General features: G+C 38.2%; 13 protein-coding genes and 2 tRNA genes. 6 read left to right on the forward strand and 9 right to left on the reverse strand.

Annotation, left to right across the window (positions count from 1 at the left end; genetic code table 11):
• Positions 1 to 8: 8 nt before the first annotated feature.
• The gene (locus C1721_RS09235; RefSeq protein WP_102408086.1) at positions 9 to 920 is read right to left on the reverse strand and encodes a glucosaminidase domain-containing protein; all 912 of its coding nucleotides are present in this window, start codon (positions 918 to 920) and stop codon (positions 9 to 11) included.
• 131 nt (positions 921 to 1,051) lie between these two features.
• Between C1721_RS09235 and C1721_RS09240 the strand changes: the two genes are divergently transcribed.
• The 3 genes from C1721_RS09240 to C1721_RS09250 all read left to right on the forward strand — a co-directional run bounded on the left by C1721_RS09240 (position 1,052) and on the right by C1721_RS09250 (position 3,687).
• Positions 1,052 to 1,606: a Crp/Fnr family transcriptional regulator gene (locus tag C1721_RS09240; protein WP_102409375.1), complete on the forward strand. Its 555-nt coding sequence runs from the start codon at positions 1,052 to 1,054 to the stop codon at positions 1,604 to 1,606.
• 83 nt (positions 1,607 to 1,689) lie between these two features.
• Positions 1,690 to 3,063: an MATE family efflux transporter gene (locus tag C1721_RS09245; RefSeq protein WP_102408087.1), complete on the forward strand. Its 1,374-nt coding sequence runs from the start codon at positions 1,690 to 1,692 to the stop codon at positions 3,061 to 3,063.
• Between the two features lie 132 nt (positions 3,064 to 3,195).
• Positions 3,196 to 3,687: a cytidine deaminase gene (locus C1721_RS09250; protein ID WP_102408088.1), complete on the forward strand. Its 492-nt coding sequence runs from the start codon at positions 3,196 to 3,198 to the stop codon at positions 3,685 to 3,687.
• Here C1721_RS09250 and C1721_RS09255 read toward each other — a convergent pair.
• From C1721_RS09255 to hisH, 8 genes are all read right to left on the reverse strand, one after another.
• Positions 3,676 to 4,845 carry a glycosyltransferase gene (locus C1721_RS09255; RefSeq protein WP_102408089.1) on the reverse strand — a complete coding sequence of 390 codons (1,170 nt, stop codon included), beginning with the start codon at positions 4,843 to 4,845 and terminating at the stop codon, positions 3,676 to 3,678. The two genes, C1721_RS09250 and C1721_RS09255, sit on opposite strands and share 12 nt — an antisense overlap.
• 15 nt (positions 4,846 to 4,860) lie before the next feature.
• Positions 4,861 to 6,018, reverse strand: a complete 1,158-nt coding sequence (gene lysA / locus C1721_RS09260) for a diaminopimelate decarboxylase (RefSeq protein WP_102408090.1) — start codon at positions 6,016 to 6,018, stop codon at positions 4,861 to 4,863.
• Positions 6,019 to 6,082: 64 nt separating this feature from the next.
• Complete coding sequence (locus tag C1721_RS09265; RefSeq protein WP_102408091.1) at positions 6,083 to 7,399, reverse strand: aspartate kinase; 1,317 nt, start codon at positions 7,397 to 7,399, stop codon at positions 6,083 to 6,085.
• Positions 7,400 to 7,517: 118 nt separating this feature from the next.
• Positions 7,518 to 8,192, reverse strand: coding sequence for a cell division ATP-binding protein FtsE (locus tag C1721_RS09270; protein ID WP_102408092.1), 675 nt, complete (start codon positions 8,190 to 8,192; stop codon positions 7,518 to 7,520).
• Between the two features lie 8 nt (positions 8,193 to 8,200).
• Entirely contained in the window at positions 8,201 to 8,797 is a 597-nt protein-coding gene (hisIE, locus tag C1721_RS09275; RefSeq protein ID WP_102408093.1) for a bifunctional phosphoribosyl-AMP cyclohydrolase/phosphoribosyl-ATP diphosphatase HisIE, read from the reverse strand.
• Positions 8,798 to 8,810: 13 nt separating this feature from the next.
• Positions 8,811 to 9,566, reverse strand: a complete 756-nt coding sequence (gene hisF / locus C1721_RS09280) for an imidazole glycerol phosphate synthase subunit HisF (protein ID WP_102408094.1) — start codon at positions 9,564 to 9,566, stop codon at positions 8,811 to 8,813.
• A 16-nt stretch (positions 9,567 to 9,582) separates the two neighbouring features.
• Positions 9,583 to 10,302 carry a 1-(5-phosphoribosyl)-5-[(5-phosphoribosylamino)methylideneamino]imidazole-4-carboxamide isomerase gene (gene hisA, locus C1721_RS09285; RefSeq protein ID WP_102408095.1) on the reverse strand — a complete coding sequence of 240 codons (720 nt, stop codon included), beginning with the start codon at positions 10,300 to 10,302 and terminating at the stop codon, positions 9,583 to 9,585.
• Positions 10,303 to 10,311: 9 nt separating this feature from the next.
• A complete protein-coding gene (gene hisH, locus C1721_RS09290) occupies positions 10,312 to 10,902 on the reverse strand; it encodes an imidazole glycerol phosphate synthase subunit HisH (RefSeq protein WP_102408096.1) in 591 nt (196 codons plus the stop codon).
• A gap of 301 nt (positions 10,903 to 11,203) precedes the next feature.
• Between hisH and C1721_RS09295 the strand changes: the two genes are divergently transcribed.
• The 3 genes from C1721_RS09295 to C1721_RS09305 form a co-directional block, all read left to right on the forward strand.
• A tRNA-Asp gene (locus tag C1721_RS09295) sits at positions 11,204 to 11,277 on the forward strand.
• A gap of 33 nt (positions 11,278 to 11,310) precedes the next feature.
• Positions 11,311 to 11,384: transfer RNA gene (locus C1721_RS09300), tRNA-Asp, on the forward strand.
• 242 nt (positions 11,385 to 11,626) lie between these two features.
• Positions 11,627 to 11,825, forward strand: a 199-nt coding sequence (locus tag C1721_RS09305; RefSeq protein ID WP_234347401.1) for an Arm DNA-binding domain-containing protein, incomplete at its 3' end; no start/stop codon positions are given.

Here is an 11,825-nt window from a genome sequence, read left to right on the forward strand (position 1 = left end):
TATGTTACTTATCTAAGTTTTAGGACATCTCCTTCTTCAGGCACATAATCTTTTGGCTTTTTATTTAATTTATATAAGCTCTTTATCTGTATGCCGAATTTCTGCGCAATACTATGCATTGACTCTCCAATTTGTACAACATAGTCGTAATGAGGTTTATCTGCTTTCTTCTTTTTCTTTTCCAGATAAACGATATCTCCTTTTTGTAATGGAAAATCTTCGGGAACTTCGTTATATTTTTTCAATTCCTTTACGGAAAATCCCAGACTGGCGGCAATTTGTTCAAAACTATCGTTATCTGTTGCGTAGACGTAGAGCAAACCATGTGTGCGATAAACAGTGCGTTTTGTTGCGACGATTGCCGGCTTTTTGCCTGATGATTTTGTTTTTTGTGTTTTACCGGAATCAAAGCGGTATAATTCGTAGTCTTCTATGACTTTAATGAGTTTGTTGGCATAAGCCCTGTCGGTGGCATAACCGCATTTCTGTAAACCTCTGGCCCAACCTTTATAGTCTTTTATATTTAGTTTAAAAAGCGAGGCATAGCGCGGACGTTCTGCCAGAAAGCGGGAATGATCCGTATAAGAGTCTTCTACTTTTTTGTATTTACGGAAACATTCACCTCGTAAATCGTCATCATGATATACGCGTCCTCCTCGCCAGTCGGAGTGGCATTTTATGCCGAAATGATTGTTGGAACGGCGTGCCAGATCGCTTTGCCCTGCACCTGATTCAAGTAAGCCCTGGGCTAATGTAATACTTGCCGGAATCCGGTATTTTCGTTGTTGTTCAACGGCTAGTCCACTATATTCGCGGATATATTTTTGATAAGAAGCTAGTTTTCGTTGTCCACTGGCAACAGAAACACTTACTATAAACAATAGTGTAACAAGTCCGCAGAACCGTATGCGTAATTTCATGGTTGATTGTACTCTATGAATAATTATTTTCGCAAAGATAAATACAAGGAACCAAATTTGCCTCATATTTCTTAAAATAAACGTATCTTTATATCATTGTTTAATAGACCTCGGTTTGCTTTATGGAAGATATGAATACATTTATTGCCCAACAACGTATGGTCTCTTCACTATCGGATGAGACGGTTAATCAATTATTGGATGAAATGGAAGAAATATCTTTCCGAAAGAATGAATTTGCTTTTTATGAAGGTGACCGGGAGTTATACGTCTGGTTTGTAAAATGCGGACTTGTCCGGAGTTTTGTGGGAAGAGAAGGAAAAGATGTGACTCTTTGGTTTGCATCAGACGGAGAGATGATCAACTTTGTTTATCGTGAAATAGCGGCATATAATGTTGAAATGGTGGAAGATTCGGTGTTATTGCGTATTCCTGTAACTAAAATGAACTCTCTTTTAGATCAATCTCTTGAACTTTCTAACTGGGGAAGACGTTTGTTGGATTATTATTTATGTGAATATGAAAACTATTTTATCAATGACAGTTGGAGTGATGCACGTGAACAATATGAGACATTGCTCCGTACGCGTCCTGAATTATTCCAAAGAGTACCGTTAAAACACATCGCCTCTTTTCTCCAGATTACACCTCAGTCATTAAGCCGTATTCGTTCAGGAATTAAATAAAAAGCGAATTTACCATAGGGTAATTTTTATTTAATAGGCTTCTTCTACTTTTGCCCCCCGAATGTAACAAAAGAAGAAGAGATATGAGTACGGATAAAGCTTTGCGTCGTCAGAACAGAGAAGAGTTGTTGTTAACGGGTAATATTCCTCATTTATTTGTCAAATATGCTTTACCTGGTGTGGCAGGTTTGCTGTTTCTTGGACTGCAATCGGTTGTAGACGGCATTGTATTAGGACATTTTGTAGGAGCTAATGCTTTAGCAAGTGTAAATCTGATTCTTCCTTGCTATAGTTTGATCACGGCTATTGCGATTGTTATAGGTGTAGGTTGTCAAACGATTGTGAGTATCAGTCTGGGACGATCAAATCGTCAGGAGGCAAACGATGCTGTTGCTTCTCTGTTTTATTTTTTGATAGGATTTTCGGTTTTGATAAGTCTTTTGATTTATTTGTTTGCCGAACCAATAACCGTTTTTCTTGGAGCAAATGCGGTTTTATTGAATGGCTCGGTTGGATATATAAGAACATTGGTTCCGTTTTTTCCGATATTATGTGCGATGTTTTTTGGCGATTATATTCTTAAAGCAATGGGGAAACCTGTTTATGCCACAACAATAATGGGAGCAACGGTGCTGATTAATATTTTGCTCGACCTGCTGTTTGTCGGTATTTGGAATTGGGGAGTTGAAGGAGCCGGATTGGCTACCGGATTTGCTTTTAGCGTAGGTGCTTTTTGTAATGTTCCTTCTTTGTTCAGCCGGAAGCAGATTGTTTCCGTACAATGTGGACGTTTTAGAAGTAGTCTTGTTTGGAGTGCTTTCTATAACGGTTCATCGGAAGGCATGTCTGAATTGGCAGTGGCTATTACTGTCTTTCTTTTTAATATTACAATGATGCGGTATTTGGGAGAAGATGGAGTTGCAGCTTTTACTGTAATTAATTATGTGTCATTTATTGCCACTACTTTATATTTGGGCGTTTCAGACGGTATTATTCCTGTTATCGGATACAATTTCGGTGCAGGATGTGAAAGTCGTATCCAGGCTATTTTGAAATTGGCAGCCCAGACAAATATGCTTATCGGAAGTGTCTTATTTATTGCTTTATTTGGGTTTGGTGAGCAAATTATATCGCTTTTCTTTAAAGAAAGAAACAGTGCTGCTTTTGATATTGCTTTAGAAGGTGTTGTCATTTATTCTTTCGCATTCTTAATAAACGGATTGAATATTTTGGCTTCCAGTTATTTTACGGCAATAGGAAATGCGAAAGTTTCTATCATTATTTCAATGCTGAGAGGATTGGTGTTTGTCGTTTTTGGTATTTTGGTTTATCCTCGGATTTGGGGCATACAAAGTATTTGGTTTAATGTTCCCGTAGCTGAGATATGTACCTTATTTATTTCCGGTTATTTGGTCTGGAAATCTTTTAAGAAAGAAGTCAATGTTCGGGTAATATAAATTAGCGGCTTTTTAGTTCCATCCGAGAGAAATTTTATTTTCTTCCGAAAGGAATTGGAATTTCTCTCGAAAGGAACTAATTTTACCCTTGGTGGAAATTTTTATATTTGTCGGGTTAATAAATGAAATATAATGAAAGAAATAATACTACAAACGAAGATAACGGAGTTTGCCGCCGATGAACTTCCAGAAGATTTTCGTAAATTGGCAGATACAGCTTTAAGAGCTGCTAAAACGGCTTATGATCGTTATTCTCATTTCCAGGTAGGCGCCGCGGTATTGTTGGCAAATGGAGACGTAATTTGTGGCAGTAATCAAGAAAATGCCGCTTATCCTTCCGGCCTTTGTGCCGAACGTGTTGCCTTGTTCTATGCGGGTGCTAAATATCCGGATACACCGGTCTGTGCATTGGCTATTGCGGCTATATCGGACGGTCGACAAGTGAAAAATATAACTCCTTGCGGTGCTTGCCGTCAAGTGTTATTGGAAGTAGAAAATAGATATAATCATCCGGTAAAAGTGCTTCTTTGTAATGCTGATTGTATTTTGCAGATAGAGAATGCAAAATCATTGCTGCCATTGTGCTTTGATGGCGGAGAATTACCCGGTGCATCACATTCCTAAATGCATGGTAAAGTCGTTTTTCTTTTTTAAAGCACAATGAATCCGGATATGTAAATTAAAGAGAGGTTGTATTAGTTCAAGGAAAGGTAACCAACCTGTTATAGGTTTTTGTTGTAAAAGTTTGGCAGATTTATGTAATACGATTGCTTTGGTGGTAAAAAGTCCCAAATAAAGTAATATGCTCCATACGGAAATCAACCAATTACCAGAAATGCCGAATGCAATAGATGCAATAACAACCAAGACAAATAGAAAAAAACTGATAGTTTCCAGTTGATAAAAGAAAAGTTGTCCTCCGCGATAATATTGATAAGTAGCAGCACGGGATGTTTTCGTTTCCTTCCAATTCTTGACTTGTTCGATTTTTCCCATTTCGATTATACTGTCTGCCGAATATTCAACTTGAACATTTTTTGCTGTAGCTACTTGGTTAATGAACAAATCATCATCGTTAGCTCGAAAACTAAAAGACTTATAATAATCTTTGTGTTGGAAGAATAGTTTTTTTGAATATGATAAATTACAACCGTTTCCGGTATAAGGATGATTAGCTAAAGCTGCAGAAATATATTGTAGTCCGTTTCGCAGATTATCATAGGCGATAAATTTCTGCATGAAACCTTTGTAGTTGCCATAAGCACAGAATCCGAGTATAATTTCGGTTCCAGGTTGATATTTTTGTGTCATACAGCGAATCCATTGATCACTTAGTGGATGACAATTAGCTTCTGTAAATAATAATATTTCATGTTTAGCCGCTTTAATACCAAGAGTGAGTGCTAACTTTTTGCGGCTCATATATCTGTCATCATGTGGAATATAAGTATGGTAAAGATGCTCGTTCTTATTTTTGTATAACTTTAGTATGTCCTCTGTTTCATCAGAGGAACCATCATTTACCACAATTACTTCGTAATGCGGATAATCTTGTGAAAGTAGGGATGGAAGACATTTTTTCAAATTTTCGGCTGCATTCTTTGCATAAACAATTATAGATACCGGTTGCAATTCACTTTGTGTTGGAGAATTCGTTTTTTCAGCGGCATAAAGTGGACGAGTGTATACTACCAAGTAATATAGTAATTGTATGATAAACAGCAGAAATGTTACTCCGGCAAGACAGAGCTCTACTGTGTTGAATACAAGCAGTTTTTCCATCCCTTGAATACGGCTTTATAATTGATCTGAGTAATATGCTTTCGGCAACTGGCGACAATTATATTGTGATGCCATAACTTCTCCATATGCACCGGCTGAACGCAAAGCAATCAAGTCTCCACGATGTGTTTTGTTCAATTCAACGTCTTTGCCAAATACATCGGACGATTCGCAAATTGGACCAACTACGTCATAGATTTCTATCTCTTCATCGCTGGAGATGTTCTCCATACGATGGTGAGCATCATACATCGCCGGGCGGATCAGTTCTGTAAAGCCTGCATCCAGAATAGCGAATTTCTTTATTTCTCCTTCTTTTACATATAGAACTTTGGAGATAAGCGTTCCGCATTGGGCTACGATAGAGCGTCCTGGTTCAAAGTGTACTTGCTGTCCCGGACGTACTTGAAGTAGCTTGTTGAATACGGCAAAATAATTGTCGAATGCCGGAATAGGCAAGTGGTTAGGATGGTAATAATCAATGCCTAAACCTCCGCCAAAATTTATATTTTGTATTTTGATATTTCTTGCTTCAAGCTCATCTTGTATTTCATTTACACGAATAGCCAGATTACGGAATGCTGACATGTCTGTAATTTGTGAACCAATATGTGAATGAATGCCGGTCAGTTTTACGTTTTTTAATGTGCAGATTTCGTCTAGAACTTTACCGAGTAAACTAAGGTTGATTCCAAACTTGTTTTCTTTCATTCCGGTTGTGATTTTGGCATGTGTATGTGCATCTACTTCTGGATTGATACGGAGTGCGATAGAGGCAACTTTGTTTTTTGCTGCTGCCAACTCATTGATGATTTGAAGTTCAACGGCAGATTCTACATTGAAGCATAGTATGTTATTATCCAGTCCCAGATTAATTTCCCAATCAGCTTTTCCAACTCCGGCATATACAATTTTGTCAGCAGGGAAACCGGCATTTAACGCTGCTTGTATTTCACCGCCACTTACACAATCTGCTCCCAGTCCAAAACTGGAAATGACAGAAAGAATTCGTGGGTTGGCATTTGCTTTTACAGCGTAATGGACATGATAACCATATTTGTTAGCCTCGGTTGTTACCATTTTAAGAGTCTCTTTTAATAACTCTATATCATAAAAATAGAAAGGCGTTTGTAACGCTTTGAATTTTTCTACAGGAAATGTTCCTTTGAGCATATGTGTAAAAAATTATATAATGAAGATAAACAAGGGCAGTCTGTAAAGGCTGCCCTTGTTTTATTTATTTGTTGTTAAATAGATGGTCGCTTAATGCTTGCAGCGCTTTTTTCTTATCGCTTGCTTTAACAAGAAGAGATACATTATAGTTGCTTCCTCCATATGAAATCATACGAACCGGAACGTCTTTCATGGCTTGTACAATGCGGGCTTCGAAACCTACATTATCCCATTCCAAATCGCCTACAACACATACAATAACCATGTCTTCGTCTACGGAAACTGTTCCATATTTCTTTAGATCATCTACAATTTCCTCCAGATGCTTACGATTATCAATAGTTACGGAAACACCTACTTCTGAGGTTGTTACCATATCTATCGGAGTTTGGTAATTTTCGAAGATTTCAAATACTTTACGTAAAAATCCTGTTGCCAATAACATGCGTCCACTTTTGATTTTGATGGCCGTGATATTATCTTTAGCCGCAACAGCTTTGATTTTTCCTTTTTCTGTAGAATTGGAAATCAAAGTTCCCGGAGCGTCAGGTTGCATTGTGTTTAGCAAACGAACCGGAATGTTGTTTAATTTGGCTGGTAAAATGCAAGTTGGATGTAATATCTTTGCTCCAAAGTATGCAAGTTCAGCAGCTTCTTCAAAATGCAGGTGACGAACGGGAGAAGTACTGTCTACAATACGAGGGTCATTATTATGCATGCCATCGATGTCTGTCCAAATCTGTATTTCTTCAGCATTGATAGCCGCTCCGATAAGAGATGCACTATAGTCGCTTCCTCCACGTTGTAAATTATCTATTTCGCCATAAGCATTACGGCAAATGTAACCCTGTGTGATGAAAAGTTCAGCATCCTTATGTTGATCCAGTTGTTTCAGAAGTTTGTCTTTAATATAAGCAGGATCCGGCTCCGCGTTCTTGTCTGTGCGCATGTATTCTAATGCCGGAAGCAGAACGGATTTAACGCCTTGCTCATTTAAATATAAATTCATCATTCCTGTGGAGATAAGCTCTCCTTGCGCAAGAACCACTTTTTCTTCAAATAGAGTAAAAAGATCTTTTGTGAAAGTTCTGATATAATCAAAATGAGACTTTACCAGTTCTTTGGCCTTTTGTTTGTATTCTTCAGTGTTATAGAGTTCTTCAATGTGGCCATTATATTTCTGAGCCAACTTGTTGATGACCTCGTTTGCACCGTCAGGATTTTTTTTATACAAATAGTCTGAAATTTCGACCAGCGCGTTGGTTGTACCCGACATGGCAGACAATACTACGATATTACGCTCGCCCGTAATCAGTTTTGCTACATCTTTTATTCTCTGTGCTGACCCCACAGAAGTACCGCCAAACTTTAAAACTTTCATTTTCTTTTTACTATATTAAATTATTCATCTTATCTGTCAAAAACGGGATTTACCCGGAATAAATGTTCTCAAAAATTATGCCATTGTATTTAAATACGTTGCAAAGGTATATAAAAAATTATTCTCCAACATCACTTAGACAGGCATTCTCGCATTTTACTATACGTGCCGGATAATTGTGTACCAGCGTATAGTTGTGGGTTGTCATAATTACTGCTGTTCCTTTCTGGCAAATATCATGCAATAACTGTACGATTTGTCCGCTGGTTTCCGGGTCTAGGTTTCCGGTTGGCTCGTCAGCAAGAATTAATTTAGGCTCATTTAGCAAAGCTCGTGCAATAACGATACGTTGCTGTTCTCCTCCCGATAATTCATGTGGCATTTTGTATCCTTTATCCTGCATACCAACTTGTGCTAGCACTTCTGCAATACGGGCATTGATTTCGTTTTTCTTTTTCCATCCGGTTGCTCTCAGAACAAATTCCAGATTTTTCAAAACCGAACGGTCGGTAAGCAATTGGAAATCCTGAAAAACAATGCCCAATTTCCGACGGAGATAAGGAATGTCTTTTCGCTTCATCTTACAGAGATTGTATTCCATTAGCCAGGCTTCTCCTCGTACGATCGGAATTTCACAATACAGTGATTTTAACAGGCTGCTTTTGCCGGAACCGACTTTCCCGATAACATACACAAATTCTCCGTTATGCAGTGTAAAAGATGCGTCATGAAGTATTACATTTTCTTCACGGCATATTTCTACATCTTCCAGTTTGAGCAAAGTTTCTTCCATATAATAAATTATCCTTTGTGCCTTTTCTTTAGCTCGCGGGCAAGGTCTTCCAAACGAATTCCTTTGCTGGTGAGTAATACGATTAAGTGATAAACAAGGTCTGAAGCTTCATAAATGAAACCTTCTTCTGTACCGTTTGTTGCTTCAATAACTGTTTCTACAGCTTCTTCACCAACCTTCTGTGCCATGCGGTTTACGCCTTTTTGGAATAAAGACGTAGTGTATGATCCTTCCGGCATTTCCTGACGACGTCTTTCTATGAAATTCTGAAGATATTTCAGGAACATGATATCTTCTATATTCTTTTCTCCGAAACAAGTATCTGCCCCTGTATGGCAAACCGGACCAGCCGGAATTGCTTTGATTAACAGTGTGTCATTGTCGCAATCAGCCATCATGCTGACTACTTGTAGAGTATTACCGCTCGTCTCACCTTTCATCCATAAACGATTCTTCGTGCGGCTAAAAAATGTAACCTTTCCTGTTGCTTTTGTTTCTTCATAAGCTTCTTGGTTCATAAATCCTAGCATTAACACTTTGTTTGTGTCGTTATCCTGAACAATAGCAGGGATCAGGCCACCCATTTTTTCGAAGTCTAGTTTCATTTTATCTTAATATTTATATTCTTACATTGATTCCTTCGTTAAATAGATATTGTTTTAATTCGCTAATACCTATTTCTCCAAAGTGGAATACACTTGCAGCCAATGCCGCGTCTGCTTTCCCAGATGTGAATGTGTCACGGAAATGTTCTTTTTTACCGGCTCCTCCCGATGCAATTACCGGAATATGTAACGAATCGGCTAAAGTGGCGAGGGCTTCGTTTGCATAACCATCTTTCACTCCATCATGTGTCATGCTTGTGAAGAGAATTTCTCCGGCACCACGACTTTCTGCTTCTGCTGCCCATTCAAATAGAAATTTGTCAGTCGGAATGCGTCCTCCATTCAGGTAGCAAAGCCAATTTTTATTTTCATAATTTGCATCAATGGCTACAACGCAAACCTGACTACCGAAATTCTTTGCAATATCTTCAATTAATTGAGGATTTTTTAAAGCAGCAGAGTTGATAGAAACCTTGTCGGCTCCGGCACTTAGAAGGCGGTCAACGTCTTTCATTTCGTTAATGCCTCCGCCTACAGTGAAAGGTATACTGATATTGGCTGCTACCTTTTTTACCAGTTCTGTGAAGGTTTTTCGCCCTTCATGAGAAGCGGTAATGTCTAGGTATACCAATTCGTCAGCTCCTTCGTTGCTGTACTGAGCTCCCAGTTCTACAGGGTCTCCGGCATCGCGGAAGTTTACAAAATTGATTCCTTTTACAGTTTTTCCGTCTTTAATATCCAGACACGGTACTATTCTTTTTGCAAGCATATATTGTTTCGATAATTTATGTAAATCTGAGCAGGTCTTTTAGTTGAATTTTACCTTCGTATATGGCTTTCCCGAAGATAACAGCCGGTATTCCTGCCTCTGATAATTTTTCGATGTCTTCAACTGAACTGACACCACCGCTGGCTATGATATATATAAAAGGAATTGCTTCTCGTATTTCTTTATATAGTTCAATAGCCGGTCCTTGCAGCATGCCATCCCTGCTGATGTCCGTACAGATTACTTTTGTGATGCCTTTATCATAATAATCACTGATAAACGGGATCAATTCTTTATCTGTTGTTTCTTCCCATCCATTGATGGCTATTTTTTTCTCTTTAGCATCTGCTCCCAGAATGATTTTCTCGCAACCGAATTTTTTTATCCAGGAAGTAAATATCTCTGGATTTTTTACGGCGATACTTCCACCTGTAATCATTTGCGCACCACTTTCAAATGCGATTTCCAAATCGTCTTCCTGTTTTAGTCCGCCTCCAAAGTCAATAATGAGTGACGTACGGCTGGCAATTCTTTCTAATATCCGGAAGTTTATAATGCGTCCTTCGCGTGCACCATCCAGATCAACAACATGAAGGCGACGTATTCCGTGATCCTCAAACATTTTTGCTACTTCCAGCGGATCTTCGTTATATATTTTTTTTGTGCCGTAATCACCTTGGGTAAGACGCACGCACTTGCCATCAATTATATCGATAGCAGGAATAAGTTCTATCATAATTTATTATTACAGTTTTAGAAAGTTACTTAATATAATTTCTCCAACCGAACCGCTTTTTTCCGGATGAAACTGGGTTGCATAATAATTATCTTTGTGTAACGCTGCACTGAATGGGATAATATAGTTGGTAGTTGCAGCCGTATAGTCGTTTATTGGTGCATAATAACTATGCACGAAGTAAACAAATTTATTTTCCAGTTCTTTGCAAAATAACTTACTCTTAACATTCGTAAGCGTATTCCATCCCATATGAGGCACTTTATCTTCATGCTTTTGAGGAATAAAGAGCTTTACACATGTATCAAATATACCTAAACAATCTACATTGCCTTCTTCTGAATGACTACACATAAGTTGCATTCCCAAACAAATACCTAATACGGGCTGTTTTAGACTACAAATAAGATTATCAAGTTTATGCTCTTTTAGGTATTCCATTGTAGTGAATGCTTCACCCACTCCCGGAAAGATCACTTTATCTGCTTTACAAAGGATTTCCGGATCAGCCGTAATAACGGGAGTAACGCCTAACCGCTTTAATGCGTAATCTACAGAGTAGATATTTCCGGCATTATATTTAATAATGGCAACGTCCATTGTTGTTACGCTTTTATATTGAGATGCAAAAGTAACAAATTATCATTACATATTACTGAACAGTTGATGAAAAGTTGCAAAAGAGGTGGAAATTGTAATAAACTGCCCGTCTTTTTTGGGTTTATAAGGGTTGAAACTATATATTACGGAATGTATAAAAACGTTCTTTTTAACTTCTTGCATTTCAGTATTGATACGGAAAAAGTATATAAAATATTTTGTCAGGCTATTGTACGTATCAAAATAATGTTTACCTTTGCACCGCAATCAAGAGAGATTGAGGTATTATGAAACATAACATGGTGCGTTAGTTCAGTTGGTTAGAATACATGCCTGTCACGCATGGGGTCACGGGTTCGAGTCCCGTACGCACCGCACAATAATTGTTTCTGATATTTCTTTTATAATGGTGCGTTAGTTCAGTTGGTTAGAATACATGCCTGTCACGCATGGGGTCACGGGTTCGAGTCCCGTACGCACCGCGAAAGCAAATAGTAAATTAAAGCAAAGCTCTGAAATTCAAGGATTTCAGAGCTTTTTCTTTTTCTCCACTTTGGCAAAAATAGCGGTTTAAAGCAGTTCTCACGTGGCTTATTCGTGGGACTTTTTGAAAGCTGTTTTTGCTCCCACGAATTGACGCATTTGTCTTTGATTGTCAGTGTTTTGCGTAGCTGGTTTTTGAGCGTAACAAACTAATTTTGTACCACTTAAAAATCAAAGAATTATGGGAGCAGTGAAAAGAAACACATTAAGCGTATTGTTCATCATCAAGAAATCAAAACTTCTGAAAAACGGTGAAGCTCCTGTTTGTATGCGCATCACCGTAAACAAGCGAGTAGCCGAAGTTATGATTAAACGGAGTATTCCTGTAGACTTATGGAATCAGAAAAAGGAATGTTCCAAAGGAAAAGACCGTGTAGCCA

It is taken from the genome of Parabacteroides bouchesdurhonensis (assembly GCF_900186615.1).
GTDB classification, from domain to species: Bacteria; Bacteroidota; Bacteroidia; order Bacteroidales; family Tannerellaceae; genus Parabacteroides; species Parabacteroides bouchesdurhonensis.